This is a genomic window from Brevibacillus sp. AG, assembly GCF_028369215.1.
Taxonomy (GTDB): domain Bacteria; phylum Bacillota; class Bacilli; order Brevibacillales; family Brevibacillaceae; genus Brevibacillus; species Brevibacillus porteri.
Genome location: NZ_JAQMYO010000001.1, coordinates 1059206 through 1082109, shown reverse-complemented (window position 1 = coordinate 1082109; position 22904 = coordinate 1059206). Strand labels below are relative to the sequence as shown.

At 47.7% G+C, this 22904-nt stretch carries 22 protein-coding genes and 2 riboswitches; of the genes, 14 read left to right on the top strand and 8 right to left on the bottom strand.

What is annotated here, in order from left to right; all coding sequences use genetic code 11:
* Nucleotides 1-7: 7 nt before the first annotated feature.
* Nucleotides 8-805, bottom strand: a complete 798-nt coding sequence (gene modA / locus POF51_RS04925) for a molybdate ABC transporter substrate-binding protein (RefSeq protein ID WP_069844595.1) — start codon at nucleotides 803-805, stop codon at nucleotides 8-10.
* A 143-nt stretch (nucleotides 806-948) separates the two neighbouring features.
* Between modA and POF51_RS04920 the strand changes: the two genes are divergently transcribed.
* The 5 genes from POF51_RS04920 to POF51_RS04900 all read left to right on the top strand — a co-directional run bounded on the left by POF51_RS04920 (nucleotide 949) and on the right by POF51_RS04900 (nucleotide 5004).
* Nucleotides 949-1908, top strand: coding sequence for a helix-turn-helix transcriptional regulator (locus POF51_RS04920; RefSeq protein ID WP_069844596.1), 960 nt, complete (start codon nucleotides 949-951; stop codon nucleotides 1906-1908).
* A gap of 196 nt (nucleotides 1909-2104) precedes the next feature.
* A complete protein-coding gene (locus POF51_RS04915) occupies nucleotides 2105-3973 on the top strand; it encodes a stalk domain-containing protein (protein ID WP_069844597.1) in 1869 nt (622 codons plus the stop codon).
* On the top strand, nucleotides 3970-4491 hold the full coding sequence (locus POF51_RS04910) for a shikimate kinase (protein ID WP_069844598.1): 522 nt from the start codon (nucleotides 3970-3972) through the stop codon (nucleotides 4489-4491). The genes POF51_RS04915 and POF51_RS04910 overlap by 4 nt, the downstream gene beginning before the upstream one ends.
* A 57-nt stretch (nucleotides 4492-4548) precedes the next feature.
* Nucleotides 4549-4710: a YqzE family protein gene (locus POF51_RS04905; RefSeq protein WP_007725773.1), complete on the top strand. Its 162-nt coding sequence runs from the start codon at nucleotides 4549-4551 to the stop codon at nucleotides 4708-4710.
* A 39-nt stretch (nucleotides 4711-4749) separates the two neighbouring features.
* Nucleotides 4750-5004, top strand: coding sequence for a YkuS family protein (locus POF51_RS04900; RefSeq protein WP_017247966.1), 255 nt, complete (start codon nucleotides 4750-4752; stop codon nucleotides 5002-5004).
* 33 nt (nucleotides 5005-5037) lie between these two features.
* On the opposite strand, the gene POF51_RS04895 is transcribed toward POF51_RS04900, so the two are convergent.
* From POF51_RS04895 to POF51_RS04885, 3 genes are all read right to left on the bottom strand, one after another.
* Entirely contained in the window at nucleotides 5038-5895 is an 858-nt protein-coding gene (locus POF51_RS04895) for a hypothetical protein (protein WP_069844599.1), read from the bottom strand.
* 110 nt (nucleotides 5896-6005) lie between these two features.
* Nucleotides 6006-7130, bottom strand: coding sequence for a YqhG family protein (locus POF51_RS04890; RefSeq protein WP_069844600.1), 1125 nt, complete (start codon nucleotides 7128-7130; stop codon nucleotides 6006-6008).
* Nucleotides 7131-7166: 36 nt separating this feature from the next.
* Nucleotides 7167-8873, bottom strand: a complete 1707-nt coding sequence (locus POF51_RS04885) for a DEAD/DEAH box helicase (RefSeq protein WP_017247969.1) — start codon at nucleotides 8871-8873, stop codon at nucleotides 7167-7169.
* A 220-nt stretch (nucleotides 8874-9093) separates the two neighbouring features.
* Nucleotides 9094-9191: riboswitch (glycine riboswitch) on the top strand.
* Nucleotides 9192-9303, top strand: a riboswitch (glycine riboswitch).
* Nucleotides 9304-9381: 78 nt separating this feature from the next.
* Here POF51_RS04885 and gcvT point away from each other — a divergent pair.
* From gcvT to POF51_RS04860, 5 genes are all read left to right on the top strand, one after another.
* Entirely contained in the window at nucleotides 9382-10485 is a 1104-nt protein-coding gene (gene gcvT, locus POF51_RS04880; RefSeq protein WP_271754117.1) for a glycine cleavage system aminomethyltransferase GcvT, read from the top strand.
* 41 nt (nucleotides 10486-10526) lie between these two features.
* Nucleotides 10527-11879: an aminomethyl-transferring glycine dehydrogenase subunit GcvPA gene (gcvPA, locus tag POF51_RS04875; protein WP_069844602.1), complete on the top strand. Its 1353-nt coding sequence runs from the start codon at nucleotides 10527-10529 to the stop codon at nucleotides 11877-11879.
* The gene (gcvPB, locus tag POF51_RS04870) at nucleotides 11872-13341 is read left to right on the top strand and encodes an aminomethyl-transferring glycine dehydrogenase subunit GcvPB (protein WP_017247972.1); all 1470 of its coding nucleotides are present in this window, start codon (nucleotides 11872-11874) and stop codon (nucleotides 13339-13341) included. Before gcvPA ends, gcvPB begins: the two co-directional genes overlap by 8 nt.
* Nucleotides 13342-13440: 99 nt before the next feature.
* Nucleotides 13441-14520 carry an undecaprenyldiphospho-muramoylpentapeptide beta-N-acetylglucosaminyltransferase gene (locus POF51_RS04865; RefSeq protein WP_271754112.1) on the top strand — a complete coding sequence of 360 codons (1080 nt, stop codon included), beginning with the start codon at nucleotides 13441-13443 and terminating at the stop codon, nucleotides 14518-14520.
* 71 nt (nucleotides 14521-14591) lie between these two features.
* Entirely contained in the window at nucleotides 14592-15422 is an 831-nt protein-coding gene (locus tag POF51_RS04860; protein WP_106833408.1) for a lipoate--protein ligase family protein, read from the top strand.
* Nucleotides 15423-15477: 55 nt separating this feature from the next.
* Here POF51_RS04860 and dat read toward each other — a convergent pair whose 3' ends face one another.
* Nucleotides 15478-16329, bottom strand: coding sequence for a D-amino-acid transaminase (dat, locus tag POF51_RS04855; RefSeq protein WP_069844605.1), 852 nt, complete (start codon nucleotides 16327-16329; stop codon nucleotides 15478-15480).
* A 317-nt stretch (nucleotides 16330-16646) separates the two neighbouring features.
* On the opposite strand from dat, the gene POF51_RS04850 reads away from it, so the two are divergent.
* Nucleotides 16647-17984 (top strand): M28 family peptidase, encoded by a 1338-nt coding sequence (locus POF51_RS04850; protein ID WP_271754108.1) that lies wholly within the window; start codon nucleotides 16647-16649, stop codon nucleotides 17982-17984.
* 122 nt (nucleotides 17985-18106) lie between these two features.
* On the opposite strand, the gene POF51_RS04845 is transcribed toward POF51_RS04850, so the two are convergent.
* A complete protein-coding gene (locus POF51_RS04845) occupies nucleotides 18107-19114 on the bottom strand; it encodes a hypothetical protein (protein ID WP_271754105.1) in 1008 nt (335 codons plus the stop codon).
* Nucleotides 19115-19270: 156 nt separating this feature from the next.
* On the opposite strand from POF51_RS04845, the gene POF51_RS04840 reads away from it, so the two are divergent.
* From POF51_RS04840 to POF51_RS04830, 3 genes are all read left to right on the top strand, one after another.
* Complete coding sequence (locus POF51_RS04840; RefSeq protein WP_017247978.1) at nucleotides 19271-19834, top strand: NADPH-dependent FMN reductase; 564 nt, start codon at nucleotides 19271-19273, stop codon at nucleotides 19832-19834.
* A gap of 99 nt (nucleotides 19835-19933) precedes the next feature.
* Nucleotides 19934-20365, top strand: a complete 432-nt coding sequence (gene mntR / locus POF51_RS04835; RefSeq protein ID WP_017247979.1) for a transcriptional regulator MntR — start codon at nucleotides 19934-19936, stop codon at nucleotides 20363-20365.
* Between the two features lie 120 nt (nucleotides 20366-20485).
* Entirely contained in the window at nucleotides 20486-21415 is a 930-nt protein-coding gene (locus POF51_RS04830; RefSeq protein ID WP_069844608.1) for a patatin-like phospholipase family protein, read from the top strand.
* 43 nt (nucleotides 21416-21458) lie between these two features.
* On the opposite strand, the gene POF51_RS04825 is transcribed toward POF51_RS04830, so the two are convergent.
* Both POF51_RS04825 and POF51_RS04820 read right to left on the bottom strand, forming a co-directional pair.
* On the bottom strand, nucleotides 21459-21818 hold the full coding sequence (locus tag POF51_RS04825; RefSeq protein WP_069844609.1) for a hypothetical protein: 360 nt from the start codon (nucleotides 21816-21818) through the stop codon (nucleotides 21459-21461).
* Nucleotides 21819-21854: 36 nt separating this feature from the next.
* Entirely contained in the window at nucleotides 21855-22802 is a 948-nt protein-coding gene (locus tag POF51_RS04820) for a DUF1385 domain-containing protein (protein ID WP_017247982.1), read from the bottom strand.
* Nucleotides 22803-22904 lie beyond the last annotated feature (102 nt).

Below are 22904 nucleotides of genomic sequence, written 5' to 3'. Positions count from 1 at the left end.
GGTTTATTTATTGAAACCCATACTTCTGTAAGATCGCTTTTCCTTTGTCGCTTGTCAAGTAGGCAAGAAAAGCTTTTGCTGCATCTGGGTTCTTCGATGCGCTGACGACCGCACCTGGATAAACGATCGGTTTGTGCCATTCAGGCTTGGCTGTTGCCAATACCTTTACATTTTTCGAAGCGGCGGCATCACTGGAATAGACAATACCGACTTCTGCGTTACCGGATTCTACGAAGGTCAAAACTTGGCGAACATCGCTGCCAAATACCATTTGTGACGAAAGAGAATCCCACATTTTCAGCGTATCCAATGTTTCTTTCGCATATCGTCCAGCAGGGACTGTCTCAGGCTCACCGACGGCAATGTGCTTGATCGTTGCGTTGCTCAGCTCTTCAAAAGAAGAGACTGCGACAGCACTTGTGTTACCTGCGATGAGAACAAGCGAGTTTTTCGTGAAGTCTTGGCGAGTGTCTTTGGCGATCAGCTGCTGTTCCTCTAGACCGTCCATGTCTTTTTTACTAGCCGACAAAAATACGTCAGACGGAGCGCCTTGGGTAATTTGTGTGGCGAGTTTTCCTGAGCCACCGAAGTTAAAGGTGAGGGTCGTTCCCGGGTGTTCTGTTTCATATTGCGTTTTCAACTCATTCAAGGCATCCGTCAAGCTAGCAGCAGCAGAAATCATCAATTCTATCTTTGCTGCTTCGGTTTTTGCTGGCTCACTTGCTTGTGGGGCTGTTTGTGTTGTCGAGCAAGCAGTGAGCATCAAGCAAAATGCCGTCAATAAGGCTAACCAGTGCTTCTTCATAAAAAAAGACCTCCATAATTATATTTAGTTATAATTAATTATAACTGGACATAACTAGATTATATGGATTCGTAATGAATAATCAATTGCGATTTTACGACAGTTGTTTGAAAATAGAGCAAAGGAGATAACGGAGGCGGGACATGAGTCAACAAAATTCTTATACCACCGAAGAGATAGCAAAAATTCTACGTATTTCTAAGCTGACGGTCTACGATCTGATTAAAAAAGGAGAGCTGCCCGCTTATCGAGTCGGGAGGCAAATGCGCGTAGACGAAAGCGATCTGGAAGCGTACAAGGCGAAGGCAAAGGGAGAATACAGACAAGCCTCAGCCGTCAGCATCCCACAGACAGGACAAGCTCAGCAGACGTCACGACATGAGCAGACTGGTACAGGCCGCAATATTATTATTAGCGGACAGGATGTGAGCTTGGACCTACTAGCCGGGCATTTGGAGAAAAAGGATGAGGCATACCGACCGCTTCGCTCGTACGTGGGCTCTCTGAACAGCCTCGTGGCGATGTATACAGGTAAGGCTGATATCGTCAGCACACACTTGTACGATGGGGATACCAACGAATACAATGTCCCGTATATTCGTCGCATTTTGTGTGGGCACCGTTTTGTTGTCATCAATATGTTGTCACGTTGGGCCGGATTCTACGTTCAGGCAGGTAATCCGAAACAGATCAAAGCATGGAGCGATTTTACGAAGCCGGGGATTCGAATGGTCAATCGGGAAAAAGGGTCTGGTGCACGCACGTTGATTGAAGAACAGTTTCGACTGGCAAAAATAGCGGGGAAGGACGTGATTGGCTATGAACGGGAAGAGTCCAATCACCTGGCAGTCGCAGGGGTAGTAGCTCGGCGCGAGGCAGACGTAGGGGTGGGTATTGAAAAGGCAGCTTCACTCGTGGGAGTGGAGTTTGTCCCAACTGTGCGTGAGCGATATGACCTTGTCTTGTTGAAAAATAAGGACAATGAACCGCTCATTCAGGCCGTTCTTGATGTTCTCGATTCACGTCCATTTCAGAAGGAATTGGAAGCGGTCGGGGGTTATGATCTTAGCCAGACAGGAAAAATTATGTACGAAACCTGGTAAACGCTAAAGAAAGCTGCCAATCATTACGATACAATGAGTGGCGGCTTTTTTATTTCACTCAGGAAAGACCATTGTCAAATAAGGCGTATTCTCTACAGAATCTCCTGAATTTCTACTCAGTTTGACATATATTTGCTACAATGAAACAAAAACATTTAGCGCCTGCCGCCGGGCGGTTTATTATTTGGGGGCTGTCATGAAATCACTACATAAAACGAGCTTGCTAGTATGTGTGACGATCCTCATTTTTTTTGGCTCAGTTGGGGTCGTCGCGTATTGGCCAGCCATTTCTCAAATCATTGCCATGAATCAATCACCTGAGGAGGAGCAAAAGTTCGTCGATCCATTTTCCTATGATCCGCCTCTGCCGTCTTATGTTAAGGATTTGAACCCTGTCTATAAGATTCAAGCTGAATTACATACGTCCGAAGCAAAAATAACCGGGAATATGACCTTGGAGTTCGACAACCCGAAAACTCCAGATGTACGGCTGTATATTTACGACTACCTTTGGAACAAAATGACGGTGAAGTCGATTCGCTACAAGGACAAGCCGCTTTCTTTTGAACGTGGCCAATCGCTGGTGAAGCTGGCAAATCCTCTAGGTAAAGAGCTTCGTGGCGCTTTAACCATTGAATTCGAGAACCCGGTTCCACGTAGGGGGACACGATTTGGGGTCAAAGACGATATATGGACGTTAACGACATGGTACCCGATGCTGGGGGCCCAAAATCAAAAAGGTGTTTGGTATAACCCGCCGCAACGCGTTGATTTTGGTGATCCATTCGTTTACCACTATGGAGATTACGATGTGTCATTTACCTCTCCACAAGGCTACAAATGGGTCAGTTCATGGGGTAGAGGACAAACGAAGTCAATCGGTGGCAGTAAGCAACAAGTCCATTATCAAGCAAAAAATCTGTTGAACTTTGGACTGGTGGGAAGTCCGCTTTATCACATTGAAACGATTCAATTTGCTCCGAATTTAACGGTTGACATTGCTTCCGTTGATAAAGGGAACATAGAAAGAATCAAGGGCATTGCCCAATCGGTATTTCCTACTTTCATCGACATGTACGGTCCGTTGCCGTATCCGCACGTGGCGATTGCGGAAACGAGTACAGGAACGACGTACGCCATGGAATACGCGAATCTCGCCGTATTCAAAAGAGACATGCATCACAACAATCTGATCGATCATTGGCTGCCGCATGAGGTGGGGCATCTTTGGTGGTACAACAGTGTGGCTACATTGGAGTCCTCGCATGGGTGGCTTGATGAGGGGCTGGTGGAGCTCGGTGTGTCTCATTACTTGCAGAAGCGTTATGGTGCCCAATCAGCTACGACTCTGTTAGATGAGTACAACCGGGATGTCAAACGTTTGCAAGAGCGCTATCCAAATGGAAAGCTGGACAAGCCGTTGCAGAAGTTTGCCACCGAAGAAGAGTTTAAGCTGACCTGGTATTCCCGGGGAGCACTCTTGTTCGATAACCTGCGCCGCAAAATCGGTGACGATGCCTATAAGCGATTCTTGCAGCGCGTCCAGCAAAATTATCATGGCAGTGTCATTGGTGCAGAGCATCTCGATCAGGCGCTTGGGCAAACCTTGCAAGGGGAAGCGAAATATTTCACCCTGTATACCAATAGTGCAAATAAGAATGGCTTTGGTGCCGTGCAATTGGAGCCCTATATCACCACGATCATCAATAACATGAGTTTTTATCCATCGATTCCGGCTCGGGTCACCCAAAATACGGTGTATATTCCACTGCGTGAGCTCGGTGAGAAAATGGGATTAGCCATTAGCTGGGACGACAAGAAACAAATGATCCGCGTAAAAGGAAATGGACGCGAAGTATTTATAAAGGAACGGGAGCGCTTTGCTGTCGTAGATGGGAAGCGAATAGATTTAGGCAGCCCGTTAATCGAAATCAAAGAACGTACGATGGTTCCACTGTCATTTTTTGAAAAAGCATTAGGGTATGAGACATCGTACAATCAACAACAAAAAACGGTGAAGATCAATACATACCGAACGATTGGAAAGGCGGCAGAAACAAAATGAAAAACCTGGTGTTAGTCGGATTTATGGGAACAGGAAAAACCACGGTTGGCGCCGCACTCGCTGCCTCTTTGGGAATGAAGCATACGGACTTGGATGATGCGATTGTGGAAAGTGAAGGTCGCAGCATTCCAGAAATCTTCACTGATCAGGGCGAAGCGTATTTCCGAGACGTCGAGACGAAACGTCTTGCACAATTACTGGCAGCAGGGCATCAGGTACTAACAACTGGGGGAGGAGCTGTATTACGGAAGCAAAACGTAGAGATGATGATGGAGCACGGCATCGTAATCACGCTGTATGCCACGGAAGAAGAGCTCATCAAGCGTTTGGAAAATGATACAGGCAGGCCCTTGTTGGCAGGAGGCGTAGCGACAAGGGTAAAAACCTTAATGGCGGAGCGCGCTGGTGTATACGATTTCGCCCCGATTCAGGTGGATACGACAGGAAAGAGCCTTTCCGATATTGTGATGGAAATTACGAGCCAAGTGGTTGAAAGAACGCAGGACGGGGAACAATAGAGGGGACAGCGCTTGCGCCATGGTGTGAATCCGTGAGTAAGAAGGAGGTCAAGTGCGATGTCCTTTCAGGAATATTTAAAGTACCTGACGAAACTGTTTGTTCAGTACATGGATACCCCGAAAGATGAACGCCGTTTGCGTAAGACTCCACGCGAGTCTTGGTCGTCACGCTGGTTTGGTGCCATTCCCATGTCCATTCGACTGTTGTGGCGCAAATAAAATTCGCAAACCTATCATGAACGAAGACGGAGGGTGCATATGGCGAGAGTAGCGGTAGAAAATTCCCTGTCTGAACTGTGCAAGATGCTGCGTCAAAATGGTTACGATGTTGTTGATTTGGGCAACTGGCAGCAGGTGGTAGATGCGATTGTCATTACAGGACAGGATATCAACGTACTGGGTGATGAAAACAAAACGATTACAGGTGCTCCCATCATTAATGCAGAGGGAATGACGGTCAATGAAATTTTTCATGCCGTTCATGAACGTCTCTCTCCTACAGAACATCGGTGAATAGAAAACGTAAAAAACAAGCTCTCCAACCGGTTATTCGGCAGGAGAGCTTGTTTCGTTTACAAAAAATCGTCCGACGCGATGGGCATACGAATACGGGACAAAGCGCAGGCCCTCATCCCATACGCCGACATAAGCATTTTGGTCGTTCCATAAATGCAGGGACCCCACGACAAAGGGTGCCAAAACCTGTGACTGATGAATCGGGACGGCTAATGTTACCGGCGAGGTATAATCTTGCTGCCACAATTGATTCCAGGACACGTCTGTGTCCGTTGTACTCATTTGGCTGACCCACCCGATATGATCAAAAGGATCAGCCTCGGCTGCGTTTAAAATTCTCATTTGAGTCAGGCGTTGTCCATTTTGTATGAGCTTCTCGCCTGCAAAAGCATCGACAGCGCGCTCACTAATTTGAAAGGAAGTGGGATACATTTCTCCCGTTTTTGCATTGACCATTTGTGTATCTGACTTCTGGGTGATCAGCCAGTAGGAAGCAAACCCGTCATAAACTGGCTCTGCCGCGATTTCTTTCGGAGCAAAAGCGTCATCGAACAAGATGTACTCCCCGACACCGTATTCCAGCAGAACAAATTTCTCATGGGAAGTAGAATCAGGTGCTTCTCCAATCACCAAATACCCTACTTGCTTGTCCGCTTTTTTTATACTTACCAGCCATTGATGCTGCCCTGCACCAAGTGTTTGCACGTCCGTCTTTGCGTCCTGCCATTGCTTGAATTGAGGGTCTCGGCTTGCGATTGCATCCATCCATTCTCGAATTTGTGCTTGGAATTGCTTGTCCCAGCTTGCTTCGTCTTGCGCAAAAGCTGGTAAGGAGAGCAGCATCAGAGACAAAAGAGCAGCGATAAAAGGAAGAAATCGTCTGGTCACAACTATGCACCACCTTTTGTAAAGGCTTAACCTATTCCTATTGTAACCAGCTATGACAAAAAGATTTGTTGCAACGTGTCTTTTCTGTTTCACATTTTCTCGTTGATCTTTTACATGATTCGCCCTGATGCGGGGAGATGTCGCATACTTTTTGCTTTCGATGACCGCATGAGCGGAGGAGCGGAAGATAAATAGAACAAGCCACCGTTGATGAACGAAACCTCGATCCGCGGCTCGTATTGCCATGCCAGCTCGTCCTTTCGGCGTTGTCTTTCCTCATCTGGCGTGCTCTTTTTCCATTCCACTTGATTAATCTCTTCGCGTGGAGTGGTTTGGATTCCATTTGCACGTAAAAAGTCGAGGATTCGTCCGCCAGAAGCCCGGTATTCGTCAAAAGATATTGGCTGTTCGACAGAAGCTGTTCCAGCTGGATCAGGCTCGGTTTGCTGAGCCTCTTGCCCGAGTGACGACTGAGCTACTGGTTGCTCTGCTTCATCTTCGGTTTCGTCTGCGTTTGTCTGCTCATCTTGTGGTTCTCGCCGTGCCAATTCTTCATAGTACGCTTCTAAGATGGCCATTTCCTCGCGTAAACGTGTGCGCGCTTCCTCTGCCCACTGCTGATCTTCTTGTTCCAATGTATGTTCGATTTCCAGTTGTACCATTTGGAGGGCTTCCTGTATGGTTACCTTTCGATCCAACGTGTAATAGTAGTCAGGGATGGTAGGGGTCAAGGAAAGTGAAAATAAAAACGAAGTGAAATCCGCCACCATCCGTGGCTGATGCAAATTAATCCCCAGGTACAATAAAATGTCACGTCGCTTGTCACAGAGCAGAGAAACCTTCAAGTTCATCCCGAGCCAAGGCACGAGAGGGGTTGACCGACGCTTGCCGGCATTGCCTAAAAGTCCCCCTTGTTGCTCGTACATACAGACAAAGCTGCCATGCTTTTTGGTTGAAGCGAAAATTTGTTGCATGCGGGCAGCCCCTAGATGCAGATGCTCGGATCGCAAACCCTCTGGCATGCAATCCGGATGAAAAGTAAAGGTGAGTACTAATGGTTGATAAGCCAAATTCATCTTATCCACCCAGCTCCAGTAAAAAGGGCGATTGCCGATATCTTTGTCCACCTCGACAGGGAGCTTGACTGTGAAATAATCTGGGTGAGATTCGACGATATGGGCAGAAAAAGTCGCCAAATAGCGCTCGACAAATTGTCTGACCTGTTGTTGCTGCATCAGGAGACCTCATTTCTTTTTCGTTTCCAACAAGAGTTATTGGTCAGCCGCCTCAGAAAGCGGGACGGCTTCTTTGGTTACTTTGCTTGCCCGAATCGCGTGTCCAATGTTATCGAGCTTCAGCGCCATTTCTTTGGAGGAGCGGGAATCCATAATGATTTGAATCAGATTATCTTCCAAGGAGTGACTTAGATTCAGGCGTTCCACAATATCATCGAGTTCACCGATCACCATTTCAAACAGGTCGATTTTTTCATACAGCAGCTTGAGAATATGCTCCTCGATCGTTCCTGTTGTCGATAAATTGTAAATGTGCACATCCCTTTTTTGTCCGAGACGATGGACGCGACCGATTCGTTGCTCCACTCGCATGGGATTCCACGGCATGTCGTAATTAATCACCTGATTGCAGAACTGCAAATTGATCCCTTCCCCGCCTGCTTCCGTCGCGATCAGGACTTGTGCACGATTTTGGAACAGATCAGTCATCCAGTCCTTTTTACTGCGTTTAAATCCGCCGCGGAAGGGGACAGAAGTAATGCCGTGGTCGTGCAAATACTTTTGCAGATAGTTTTGTGTTGCCCGATACTCTGTAAAAATGATGACTTTGTCGTTGATTTGTTGAATGAGCTCGACCGCTTTGGCAGCCTTGGAATGCGTCTCAATTTGTTTAATCATCTCGACTAGCTCAAGAATTTGTGTGCGCAAGGGAGAGTCCTCGCCGGTGCGCTGGTGCATGTTATACAGTGTCATAAACGCAGCTTCCTTACTTGAGCAGACCTCACGCTGCAAGGTAATCAGAGCGAGAGAGTTGAAGCCGCCAACCCCAAATCCTGTTTGGTATTGCTCGCGAACAAAGCGCGTCACACCTTCGTACAAGGTCAATTCCTCTGGAGAAAGGTCAATCGGAATCGACTGAACGCGTCGACTGGTGAATTGAATACCACCATCACTTCGTTTGTTGCGAATCATGACCTTTTCAATCTCCTCGCGCAATTTCTCGCTGTTTTTGGATTGGCGTTTGCCCTCTACGTAATTGGTAGAGAAGGTGGAAGTATGGCCGAGGTGACCTGGCTTTAACAAATTGATGAGGTTGTACAGCTCGTCCATCTCGTTTTGAATAGGAGTTGCGGTAAGGAGCAGGCAATATTTTTTGCGGATTTCTTTGACGAACTGATAGTTGCGTGTCCGTTTATTCTTGAGTTTATGGGCCTCGTCGATGATGAGCATGTCGTAATCGATGTCGAGTACGTGACGCCTGTGAGGATCTCGTTTTGCTGTGTCTATCGATGCGACAACGACCTCGTGCTGCCGCCACATATATTCTTTTTTTTGCGCGACTGCTGCTATGCCGAATTTTTGATGAAGCTCTTTTGTCCATTGAATCACGAGAGAGGCTGGAACTAGGACGAGAATTTTTTTAGCCAAGCCGCGGACCATATACTCCTTCATGATCAAACCTGCTTCGATCGTCTTTCCCAGACCGACCTCATCTGCGAGAATGGCACGTCCGCGCATCTCTAACAGGACACGTTTCGCCGTTTCTAACTGGTGTGGAAATGGTGACAAGAGTGGAAGGTATTTCAGACATTGCAATTGATCAAATTCGTGAACAGCCATCGCTTCCTCGGCTTCCAATGAGAGCTTGAACAGCTCCCACTTATCCCAGGGGCCATCTTCTTGCATGCGTTCTGTAAGCGTATTGATCCAACTGGTATCAAATGAAATAGGAACATTCGGCATATAAGATACTCCTTTACATAGCTCTACCATAACATTCATGGTTAATGTCTAAAAACTGAACGTTTATCTATTGTCAATGTGTTTTGTTAAGATTTTCTGAATCTGACTGTTAATTTGTATATTTTCAACTTTGGACTCTCATGGTAGGATAAGGAGGTAGTACATCCATTAGTATGGAAATGATAGCAAAAACTTATGTATGACCATGAAACAACCGCGAATGATGGTAGTAGGGAGAGACTGCTTGAACGTTTGGCAGCGCCGAAGGAGCAAGCCGGTAACGGTGAATCTCTCAGGCAAAAGTACCTCTACCGGACGCAACTCTGGAGAGAGCTCACACGAGCCACCAAAGGGGAAACTTGCAAATGGGGAAAGAATCCTCATGAGATTCGCAAGGTAACTCTCAGGTACCAAGGACAGAGGAGGAGAAATGGGCACCATTATTTTGGTGTACCCGTTTTTCCCCCTCTGTTTTGTTTTGGATCTTATTGTTCACAGGAGGTGCCACATGTCCAATTTGAAACGTACGCCACTATTTGATTCTTATGCAAAGTATGGCGCGAAAACTATCGACTTCGGTGGTTGGGATCTGCCGGTGCAGTTTACAAGCATTGGTCAAGAGCATGAAGCTGTTCGGACAAAAGCTGGTCTGTTTGATGTTTCCCATATGGGAGAAGTGGACGTAAAAGGGGAAAACGCTCTTTCTTATCTCCAGCGTGTGACTACGAATGACGTGTCGAAGCTGGCAGTCGGACAGGCGCAGTACAGTGTGCTTTGCTACCCAGATGGGGGGACGGTAGACGATCTGCTTGTTTACAAATATGCAGATGATCATTACTTGCTCGTCATCAACGCAGGGAATATCGACAAAGACTATGCGTGGCTAGAAGAACATCTGATTCCAGGTGTAACGATTAAGAATATTTCGCCACAAACAGCACAAATCGCGATTCAAGGTCCTTTGGCAGAATCCATTCTGCAAAAGCTGACGACGACAAACTTGTCTCAAATCGGCTTTTTCCGTTTTGGGCGTGATGTGCAAGTGAGTGGTATTCCTGCATTGGTCTCCCGCACTGGCTATACTGGCGAAGATGGCTTCGAGATTTATTTGGATGCCGATCGTGCAGCAGAGCTGTGGGACATCTTGCTGGATGCTGGGAAAGAAGAAGGTCTGTTGCCGTGCGGTCTCGGTGCGCGCGATACTCTTCGTTTTGAAGCGAAGCTGCCACTGTACGGCCAAGAGCTCAGCAAAGACATCACTCCGATCGAAGCGGGCATTGGCTTTGCTGTCAAGGTAGACAAAGAAGTGCCGTTCATCGGTCAGGAAGTGCTGAAGGCACAAAAAGAAAACGGTGCTCCACGCAAGCTGGTAGGGATCGAAATGATCGACCGTGGGATTCCGCGCACGCATTACCCCGTCTATATGGGAGAAGAGCTCATTGGCGAGGTGACGACGGGAACACAATCTCCAACCTTGAAGAAGAACGTCGGTCTCGCTCTCGTAAAAACCGAGCATGCTGCGTTAGGTACACAAGTAGAAGTAGAAATTCGCGGAAAACGTCTGAAAGCAGAAATCGTAGCCGCTCCATTTTATAAGCGCCCAAAAAACTAAGCGATACACCACATACATCCTTTTAGAGGAGGACAACGTCCGTGAAATACCGCTACCTGCCCCAAACTGATCAGGACAAGCGCGAAATGCTGGAAACCCTCGGCATTTCGAGTATAGAAGAATTGTTTGCTGATATTCCGGAAGAAGTACGTTTCAAAGGTGCTTTGAATATTCCAGAAGCACTTTCCGAGCCAGATTTGGTGAAGTATTTTACACGCCTCGCAAATAAAAACGTAAACTTCAGCACGCATGTTAACTTTCTGGGTGCGGGTGTTTATCAACATTACACGCCGAGCACAGTCAATCATATGCTGCTCCGCGGTGAATTCTTTACCGCCTATACACCTTACCAGCCAGAAATCAGCCAAGGTGAGCTGCAAGCTATTTTTGAGTTCCAAACGATGGTATGTGAGCTGACTGGCATGGAGGTAGCTAACTCCTCGATGTATGACGGCGCGACTTCTTTGGCAGAGGCAGCGATGATGGCAGCAGGTCACACTGGCAAAAAGCGCGTAATCGTTTCCCGCGCTGTACATCCGGAAGCGCGTGGTGTTTTGAAAACATATGCGTATGGACAAAACGTTGAGCTGGTTGAAGTAGGTATCAACAGCGATGGCGTTACAGATACAGCGGCTCTGGAAGCGCTTGTTGATGAAAATACAGCAGCGGTCATCGTGCAGTATCCAAACTTCTTCGGAAACGTAGAGGATTTGGGAGCGATTGAACCAATTGCACATGGAAAAGGCGCACTGTTGATTACATCCTCCAATCCGCTTGCTCTGGGTGTACTGGAGGCGCCGGGTAAATTAGGCGCAGATATCGTAGTGGGCGACATGCAGCCATTCGGTATCCCAGCATCCTTTGGCGGACCGCATTGCGGATATTTTGCTACAACGTCCAAACTGATGCGCAAAATGCCAGGTCGTATCGTTGGTCAAACGAAGGACGAAAATGGCAAACGCGGCTTCGTATTGACGCTGCAAGCGCGTGAACAGCATATTCGTCGTGAAAAAGCGACTTCCAATATCTGCTCCAACCAAGCGCTGCTCGCTTTGGCTGCTTCTATAGCCATGACAGCACTCGGCAAGCAGGGTGTACAAGAAATGGCGATGATGAACCTACAAAAAGCTCATTACGCGAAGAATGCCCTGCAAGCAAAAGGCTTGGAGATCGTATTCACCTCACCGTTTTTTAACGAGTTCGTGGTGAAGCTGAACAAACCAGTTGCAGAAGTGAACAAAGGCCTGCTGGCTGCTGGAATCATCGGGGGCTATGATCTCGGACTCGACTACCCAGAGTTTGCCAATCATACCTTGTTTGCAGTAACTGAGCTGCGTACCAAAGAAGAAATCGACACATTGGCGGCTGAATTGGAGGCGATCACACGTGCGTAACGACCAAGAGAAAGCACTGATCTTTGAAATGAGCAAACCAGGCCGTGTGGGCTACAATTTGCCGGCATTGGATGTTCCAGAAGTAGAAGTAGCAAGCCTTTTGCCAAAGCACCTCATTCGCGAAACGCCGGCTGAGCTGCCAGAAGTATCTGAGCTGCAATTGGTTCGTCACTATACAGAACTGTCTCGTCGCAACCACGGGGTAGACAATGGCTTCTATCCGCTTGGTTCTTGCACGATGAAATACAACCCAAAAATCAACGAAGATGTTGCCCGTTACGCAGGCTTCGCGCAGACACATCCATACCAACCGGAAGAAACCGTACAGGGCGCTTTGGAGCTGTTGTACAACCTGCAAGAAGAACTGGGTGAAATTACTGGCATGGACGCAGTTACACTGCAACCAGCTGCTGGTGCTGCGGGTGAGTGGACAGGTCTGATGATGATCCGTGCCTACCACGAGAGCCGTGGGGAAGGACATCGTACCAAAGTAATCGTGCCGAACTCCGCACACGGTACGAACCCGGCATCTGCTGCGGTAGCTGGCTTGGATACCGTAACCATTGCATCTGACGAGCGTGGATTGGTTGACATTCAAGCACTGCGTGATGCGGTTGGTCCTGACACAGCTGCCTTGATGTTGACGAACCCGAACACACTCGGATTGTTTGAAGAAGATATCGTGGAAATGGCGAAAATTGTCCATGAAGCAGGCGGTCTCTTGTACTACGATGGTGCGAATGCGAACGCGATTTTGGGCATTGCCCGTCCAGGTGACATGGGCTTTGACGTGGTGCATCTGAACTTGCACAAAACGTTTACAGGGCCTCACGGCGGTGGTGGTCCAGGTGCAGGTCCGGTCGGCGTGAAAAAAATTCTCGAGCCATTCCTGCCTACTCCAATCGTAGCGAAAAAGGAAGACGGCAGCTTCTACTGGGATAGCAATCGTCCGGCTTCCATCGGTCGCGTAAAAGGCTACAACGGAAACTTCGGTATTCTCGTTCGTGCGTACAGCTACATCCGTACCATGGGTCCAGAAGGCTTGCTCCAAGTTTCCCAAAATGCGGTGCTCTCCGCCAACTACATGATGCGTCGTCTGGCAACGGCTTATCATCTGCCATTTGATCGCGTCTGCAAGCATGAGTTCGTCCTGTCTGGTGTAATCCAGAAGAAGCTGGGCGTACGCACGCTCGATATCGCAAAACGCTTGCTCGACTTCGGCTATCACCCGCCAACGATCTACTTCCCATTGATCGTGGACGAGTGCCTTATGATCGAGCCGACCGAAACCGAGACAAAGGAAACGCTCGATGAGTTCATCGACGTCATGATACAAATTGCCCGCGAGTGCGAGGAAACGCCAGAAATCGTACAGGAGGCTCCTCATACCACTGTGGTCAAACGTTTGGATGAAGCGACAGCGGCAAGAAAGCCAATTCTGCGTTATCAACCACAAGCATAATTCTAGATTCCAGGAAAAGTCGCCTGTTGTTACGGGCGGCTTTTCTTTCCGATTGGTGCTATCATGGGGGAAGAAGAGGCAGGGGAGGGTTCGGGCCGAATGAAGAGAAAGATTGTGTTTACCGGTGGTGGTTCGGCAGGACATGTTACTGTGAATCTGGCGCTTATCCCCCACTTTATCAAGCTGGGCTGGGAAGTCGCCTATATTGGTTCTGCGACAGGAATTGAACGAGAGCTAGTCGCCAACCATCCGGATGTTCGCTATATTGGCATTTCTTCAGGCAAACTGCGACGGTACTTTGATTGGAAAAACGTGAGTGATCCGTTGCGAGTCGTCAAAGGCATTTGGCAGGCGTCTCGCTTTCTTGGCAAATGGAAGCCGGATGTGATTTTTTCCAAAGGGGGCTTCGTCTCCGTGCCGGTCGTATTTGGGGGGTGGCTAAACCGTCTTCCTGTAGTCATCCATGAATCTGATCTGACACCCGGTCTCGCAAATAAGCTGGCTGTCCCTTTTTCCAGCAAGGTGTGCGTAACATTTCCAGATACGCTTTCGAAAGTGCCGAAAAACAAAGGGATTCACGTAGGCGCAGTTGTGCGAGATGAGCTGAAGCAGGGGAGAAGAGAAGCGGGCTTGTTATCTTGCTCTTTTTCTACAAAGAAACCTGTCATGCTCGTCATGGGAGGAAGTTTGGGAGCACGGAGAATAAACGAGGCGGTACGCCATTCGCTTACTGCTTTGCTCGAACATTTTTCCATTGTACATATTTGTGGCAAAAATCAAGTGGATGAAACGATTCAGGTGAATGGCTACAAGCAATTTGAGTATGTACAGGAGGAATTGCCCGATTTACTGGCAATGGCTGATCTTGTCGTGTCTCGAGCAGGCTCCAATGCGATTTATGAGTTTTTAGCCCTGCAAAAGCCGATGCTCTTGATACCGTTGTCACGTGAAGCAAGTCGGGGTGATCAAATTTTAAATGCACAGTCTTTTAAAAGGCAGGGCTTGTGTCATGTTTTGCTGGAAGAAGAGCTAACAGCTGATCGCTTTTTTCAAGCGGTGAATGACTTGCAAAACAACAGGGAGTCCATCTTGCGGCGAATGCGGGAAGAGACTGAGAAGAAAACAGATTCATTGGCGCAGGTCTTGGCCATTTTGCAGGAAACAGCTCGCTCAAATTAGCCCATCAGAAGCTTGCCGTCCTTCGTGCCAGAAGCGTACAATGAAGGCGTTGTGAATGAGGAGGTACATAGATGGAACAGTGGCGCTATATCGTGACGGAAGCAATGTCACCCGCGATGAATATGGCAGTAGATGAAGCGATTTTGCAGTTACACAGTGAGGGCAAGGTTCCCCCGACCGTTCGTTTTTACACGTGGGACCCCGCGACACTGTCGATTGGTTATTTCCAAAAGGCCATCAAGGAAATAAACCTGGAGGAAGTACAAAATAGAGGACTGGGCTTTGTTCGCAGAGCGACGGGAGGGCGTGCTGTTCTCCACGATCAGGAGCTGACATACAGTGTCATCGTATCCGAAGACCATCCGAAAATGCCTTCGAGTGTGACGGAAGCCTACAAAATCATCAGCTTGGGACTGCTGCACGGATTCCAGAACCTTGGACTTTCGGCGGAAATGGTCTCTTTAGCGAGTGAAGAGGAGAAGGAAAAGTACAATTCGCCAGGGTCATCCGCCTGCTTCGATTCGCCCTCTTGGTATGAGCTCGTGGTAGAGGGGAAAAAAGTAGCGGGAAGCGCTCAGACCCGACAAAAGGGCGTTATTCTTCAGCACGGCTCTATTCTGCTTGATATGGACGTAGATTTACTATTCTCGCTCTTGCATTTCCCATCGGAGCGGGTAAAACAGCGGATGATCGATAGTTTCCGACAAAAAGCAGTGACGATCAACGAAGTAAGCCCACGGCCAATCAGTCTCCAAGAATCCATCGAGGCGTTCTCGAAAGGCTTTGCATCTGGATTGGAAGTGGAGCTGATCTCTTCAACGCTTACAGACGAAGAACTCGCGCTGGCAGAAGAACTCGTTAAGACGCGCTATGCCACAGACGAATGGAATCTGCGTCGTTAAACAATAAAGAAAAGCTCTCTCGGATGTATATGCATACCGGGAGAGCTTTTGTTCATTACACGAGTACACTTGTGTTGATATGCTGTTCAAACAAATCTTGTAGCGTAAACACGACAGGTCCTGGCTGTCCGTTGCCGACAGCGACGCCATCTACCGAGATGAGCGGCATGATTTCCGCAGTCGTGCTGGTGAGGAAGACTTCATCGGCTTGCTTCAAGAAAGCCATGTCGAATGCTTCTTCATGTACAGTGATGCCATTGTCTCGAGCCAAATCAATGACCACTTGGCGGGTAATTCCGTGCAGGATCAGATTGTCAGCCTGATGCGTATACAGCTCGCCATTTTTTACGACGAACAAATTGGAAGAGCTGCACTCTGTGATGACGCCGTTGCGGTGCAAAATTGATTCTTGGGCGCCTGCATCCTTTGCGTATTGTTTGACAAGAACAGCTCCTAGCAGATTGAGCGTTTTAATATCGCAACGGAGCCAGCGGATATCTTCGACGAGTTGTGCTGTCCAGCCCTTTTTCATATCGGCGACAGGGCGGTCCTTGCGACGGACAAAGCCCATGATCACAGGCTTGATCCCAGACGGAATATCGTGAACACGCGGTGAGGCGCCACGAGATACTTGCAGGTAAAGGCTGGCGTCATCATTCTCCGTGATGTTGTTCTTGGCGATCAACTGATTGGCTAAGTCTGTCAGCTCTTCTGCGCTCCATGGAAGCTCCATTTTTATTTCTTTGGCACTTCGAAACAAACGGGTAAGATGTCCATCCCATTGATACATGCGTCCCTTATAAATGCGTACTACCTCATATATGCCATCCCCAAAGTTATAACCGCGGTCTTCTGGATGAACTGCGACTTGCCCTTCTTCTACCCATTTTCCATCTACATACAGCATGGTACTTCCCCCTCAATGGATTCCAATCCGTTTCTTTCAAACGGTTTTTTATTGATTCCACCTTAGCAAAAGGGAAGGACATAGGTCAATTTGAAAGTCGCCTTTTCTTTATCAATAATTTTACAGAGAAAAGCACCTTTCTATTAAGAATTCATATGGAGGGAAGTCACTCGAAAAATCGACGTTTTGGGCAGAAGAAAGCGAAAGCTGTCCAGGGATGGCGCAAGATGAAGTTATTTGACTAACTATTCTGACTAGACTCTATTTGTCATAACCGCCCATAATAAATGCAAAGAGCGAAGGAAAGGGAGAATGCCATGCGATCAGTCCGTCATTATGCGCTATGTGCCTTGCTTGTCTGTGGAACGATATTTCCGATACCTTTCCTTTCACATCGTGCTCATGCAGAGGAAACGCAAGATTGGATCGATAGTGAACGCTTGTATAGCCATGTCGAGCAATTGGCGAGAACAGCTCGTCCACCTGCTACTGAAACGGAATTTGCGGCAGCCGTCTATGTGGAAAATACACTTCGATCTTACGGGTACAAGACCAAGCTCGATCCCTTTTCTTATTATACGTACCGAAAGCCTGCTACTCTATCGCTGACGATAGAAGAATGGCCAGGTCAAAAATGGACAGTAAGTGGATTTGCTTTTGGGATCAATGGAACCGCGACAGCAGAAGTGGTGGATGCAGGCTTGGGAAGAGCGGTTGATTTTGTGAATGATGCATCCCGGGGGAAGATTGCCTTGGTCAAGCGAGGCGAGATTCCGTTCGGAGAAAAAGTACGCCAAGCAGCAGCTGCCGGAGCCGTTGCTCTTATCATCTGGAATGATCGAGAGGAATGCTGGAATGCTTCGCTGGGCGAACCTTTGGATATCGCTGTGCCTGTAATAGCTTTGTCTAAGGCGGATGGCACGAAGCTCCAAAAACGCATCATGGACAAGCGGCCCGTAAAGGGAATCGTCAAGGTGGAAGGAGCCGTAAGCATCAAGCAAACCTCGTATAATATCGTGGCAAGTCGAAAGTCCAATCAAAACGACACCGGGCAGGTCGTCATGGTATCCGCTCATCATGATTCCGCTGGGTTATCGGTTGGGGCTAATCACAATGGCTCCGGTGTAGCAGCCTTACTTGAAATCGCGCGTAATATGGCTGACAAGCCGATCGATACGGAAGTGAGGTTTGTCAGCTTTGGTGCAGTTACATCGGGAAACAGAGGCCCGATTGCTTATGCGAATGCCTTATCAGCCAAGGAACGACAAGCTATGATTGCAGCCTTCTATGTCGATGGTGTGGGCAGCCAAAAGGCAGAGCTTGTTGCAATCAATTCGCTGGGCAACGAAAATCTGCCAATCCAACTCCTGAGAGAAGCGGGGGCATCACCTTCCCAAAAGAATGGTACACGTGAACGAAACGGTGCAGCGAGCTCTTTGGCCGCCGCAGGTATTCCTACGGCACTTGTGACGAATGCAGAGACAGGACAAGCAAAAGAAGACTCCTTGGCGCAAATGGATTGGGAACAAACTACAAAGGCGACTAAGGCGGTCCTTTCAGCAATCCACAAAATTACGGCACAAACAACGCCAGCTTATCCGTTGGGTACTCCAAATGGGGTACAGCTGAAAGCGGAAAGTGAGGCTTTGCAGTAAACGTCTCCTTCGGGGGACGTTTTTCATTTGTGGTAAAATAAGAAGCGGATTGTTGCCAGATTGCACAAAAAATGTGGCCAAGAGCTTTCTTGACCACTTGCATAACTTGATATCATACGTGATCAATGCTGATGCTTCCAAACGTACCAGCCCATTAAGAACATGCCGCAATAGGTCGTTGCACTGGCGATTGCAGACATACTCCACGGAACCACGAGTGTGAGGAGAGAGAATACCAAAACGGTAAGCAGCATGACAACAATCAATGGAAGCATTTGTAGATGTTGACGTGTCGCGATTGGATGTGTCAACGAGTAGAGTAGGGCTGCGACAATGACTCCACCATGCACCAGCGAGAGGATAGCGAGAAGCCAATCGCCACCCGTCATCATTTGAACCAAAATTTGTTTGATAGGCAATATAGAGGAGTGTGCATCATGCCAGTGGGCAAGAAGGATAGCTTGACCTAAAAACGTGAACAAAAGGAAGATTCCAGCACCGATGATTGCCCCCATCCGAACTGTTCGCTCATGGGACGCACGGACTGCCAGAGGTAGAGTCGTGGCCAAGCTGATAAGAAAATGCAAAGCAAGGAAAAATACGGCGTGAATCAGCCAGTTCACATTCATTTGATAACCCAAGCTCGGTATTGGGACATGGGATTGTGCGCTGAAAATCAATCCGAATAATAATAAACCGATGGATAGAGATATGGCTGTTGCAGTGACAATCCATCTCCAACGATTTATGATAAAGAAGATGGCTACAATGGTCAGAAGGATGAACCAGAGAGGAGAGAGCTCCTCCAAGAGGAAATCTGCCTGTTGGCCAAGCATGACTCCTGTATAGCCCAATAGCAGAATGTGGGTGACTACAGATAGGCTAGAAGCGAACGCTTCGCCACACAATACGTAGTACAGCTCGTACAGGGAGCCAATTTGCTTGCGATGGCAAAAGGTCAACAGCTGGACGCCGAACCATCCGAGGCCAAGAGCCGCAAGTGCAATGCCGATTGTCCCCCAGGAACCGAAATAAGTAAAAAAGCGTAACCACTCATATCCACCCAAGTAGAATCCACCTAACGCAGACCCTGCAAAAAGCACGGCGATATGCCAAGCGACTTTGTCCATAGGCATCATCCTCACTTGCAACTTGGTACAAGTGTATGTGACAAACAGGTCTGTTCAGAACAGACGATATTAAATAAACATAAATGTTTACAAATTATACTTAATGGAATATAATGATGATCATACCAGTATTTAGATTATCGATGGGGTGAAACCATGAAAATTGTAGGAATAGCCGGAAGCATGAATGCCAATTCTACGACCAAACAAGCGATTCATATTGTACTCGAAGCAGCGAAGGCTGCAGGTGCCGATGTTGAAATGATTCATCTCGCGGACTGGAAGCTGCCGCTGTATGATGATCGTGATGATACCAGTACGTACCCTGAAATTGTCCATCAATTTGTCAAAGCGGTTTCTGAAGCGGATGGACTTGTGATCGGTTCGCCTGAATACCATGGCACAATGACAGGTGCTTTGAAAAACGCCATTGACTTCCTGGAAGGGCGCATTTTGCGTGACAAGCAGGTTGCCATCATTGGCGTCGCTGGGGGAAGCATGGGTGCTACGAACACGGTCAACACCTTGCAGTTAATCATGCGCAACCTGCATGCATGGCCGTTGCCATCTAGCCCTTCCATCCCAAGTGCTTACAATGCTTTTACACCAGAAGGCAAGCTGAAGGATGAGCGTTTGCAGGCGCGCATGGAGCAGTTGGGTCAACAACTCGTACAATATGTCCAAATGATGAACCCAACACCAGAAAAACAGCTGCGATAGGTACTTTTCTCTTGCAAATGGTTCTCATTACACGGTATGATATTTCTACGTGCCTTTTTTGGCTAGATGAAATAACGGTTTGGAAATGAGGGGTTCACAATGCCGCCGACGCCGAGTATGGAAGACTATTTGGAACGCATTTACAACTTAATTGAAGAAAAGGGCTATGCTCGTGTCTCCGATATTGCTGAAGCGTTAGAAGTACATCCCTCTTCGGTCACGAAAATGGTTCAGAAGCTAGACAAAGACAAGTATCTCGTTTATGAAAAATACCGCGGGCTTGTCTTGACGCCAAAAGGGAAGAAAATCGGAAAACGCCTAGTGGACCGTCACAGTCTTCTAGAAGAATTTATGCGGATCATTGGCTTGGATGAAGAGCATATTTATCAGGATGTGGAAGGAATCGAGCACCACCTGAGCTGGGAATCGATTACATGCCTGGAGTATTTGGTTCAGTACTTCGAGGCAGATCCAAAGCGTATAGAAGAGCTTCGTAACATTCGTTTGTTAGATGAGCAAAAAGAGGAATAGTCTATATCGTTATCGTATTATAGCGCAAGCCGACCAGGCTTGCGTTTTTCTTTGTGGTAACGGAAAAGCTGTCGTCTTATACATGGAAAATGGGGAGGAATTTTAGGGAGGGGAAACAAAGTGAAAGCGGATGCAGTCTTTGAAGGTGGCGGCGTAAAAGGAATCGCTTTTATCGGTGCCTTGCGAGTCATGGAGGAGAATGGATACACATGGGAAAGGCTCGCTGGTACCTCGGCTGGCTCCATTGTTGCAGCTTTGCTTGGCGCAGGCTATTCAAGCCATGAGTTGAAACCGATCTTTGAAGAGCTGGATTACCTTCACTTTCTCAAGCGCTCAGGGCTGGGCAGGCTCCCTCTCATCGGACCAATCTATGAACTAGTCGTGCGGGAAGGGGTTTATCGAGCAGATCGAATCGAGTTGTTCATAGAGAAGTTGTTACAGCGAAAAGGAGTGCGAACATTTGGAGATCTTCCTCCTGGTAAGCTGAAAGTTGTCGCTTCTGATGTCACTGACGGAAAAATGCTTATATTTCCCGACGATTTGGCACGGTATGGTGTAGAACCAGATCATTTTCCTGTGGCACGAGCCGTTCGTATGTCTTCCTCTATTCCGTTCTTTTTTCAGCCCGCAAAACTGACAAGTGCTGGACATGTGCACTACATCGTCGATGGCGCATTATTGAGCAACTACCCCGTGTGGTTATTTGATGTAGAGGGGACTCCCCGGTGGCCGACAATTGGTTTTCGCCTGAGTGATGATCAAAACAAGAGAGAAGCGACCAGTATCAAAGGGCTTTTTTCCTTCTCTCGGGGATTGCTGGCGACTATGCTCGATGCCCATGACCGTCTGTATGTGGAAAAGGCAAAAGCCGTTCGGACGATTTTCATTCATACATTAGGGGTAAGGACAACCCAATTTCAGATGTCAAAAGAAATGAGGCAGCAATTGTTTGAGTCAGGGGAGGCAGCCGCTCACAAATTTTTGGCACAATGGGATTTTGAAGATTACGTAAAAGTGTTTCGCAATAGCTCTCCGAAAATGCTGGTGTGAAAAACAAAAACAGGTCGCCGATTCAGGCAACCTGTTCTTGTTTTTAGTGGGAGATATTATTTTGCGATTTTTCGTCTTGTTTCTCTTTTTGCTTTCCTTTGCTGCCTTCGATCACACGAAACGGATGATCTTTTCTCGGGGTAGTCGGCTGCTTTTTCACTGCTTGCCGACCTATGGAGGGCTTTGGCTTCACCTTGACCTTTGGCTGTCTAGGTTTGCCAGAGCCTGCGCCTTGTGAAAAGAAGGAGCCGGTTTGTAAATAGTTGCGCACGACCAAGAAAAGTACAACGGATAATCCCAAGATGATAATCGTACTAACAGGGTCATTGATGAGTGTGATCAAAAATCCGTAAATCGCTAATACGATCACTATCAGAATCACTGGTGGAATGCGGCGTAACATAGGGCTTCACCTCTATGGGAATAAAAATGCCTCACGCTATCCGGTCGTAACCATTCTTTCCTGCACGTGCTTCTGATCAAGCTCCCGCATCTTTTGGAATGAAGCGATGGCTACCTCGACTTGGCTGTCATCTGGTTCACGAGTCGTGATCTTTTGCAACCACAATCCTGGATAACCAAGGTAACGTAGGACTGGTACATCACGGAGCTTGTTTGTCCACTGCAAAACCTCATAAGAGACGCCGATTACCAGTGGCAAAAGAACAATGCGTTGTACGACCCTCTCCGTCAGGGAGTCATAACTGAACAGTGAGTAAATCACGACACCGACGAACACTGAGAAAATGAGAAAACTGCTACCGCAACGATAATGCAGAGCGGAAAATTTTTGTACATTGGCTACTGTTAATTCTACCCCGGATTCGAATGCGTTAATCACTTTATGCTCGGCTCCGTGGTATTGAAAAAGCCTTTTAATCAACGGAGCTTGTGCAATCGCTGTAATGTAGCCGAGGAGGAGCAAGATTTTAAATCCGCCTTCAGCCAAGGTTTGAGGAACGCCATCCGGTACCCATTTTCCGAGTAAAAAGTCAGCCAGGAAAACGGGAACGAGTGTAAATACGAATTTCCCGAACAGGAAGGAAAGTACTCCGACGACAGCAACACCTAAAATCATAGTGAGCTTCGATGGACTTTCAGATACTTCTTCTCCAGACTCCATACTGTATTGTTCAGAGGCGAAGTTGAGATGTTTGGCCCCATTGGCGCTGGCTTCGACCAAACCAACAATCCCACGCACAAACGGAATCTTTTTCAGCGTAGTAATCCATTTATATTCCGATCTTGGGGATTCAAAATACTCAATTTCATGATTTTTTTTGCGAACAGCCGTAACAGTCATGGTTTTGCCACCGAACATAACTCCTTCGATGACGGCCTGACCGCCGTAGCTAGGTACGTTTTGTTGCGCCAATACAATCACCATCCTTACCACTATATTAACGGAAATGGCGACTTGAAGCTACAAGGAGTTCGCACTTTTCCAACAAATGTAAAGCAAAAGTGAAAAGCTTAGAGGAAGAGCATA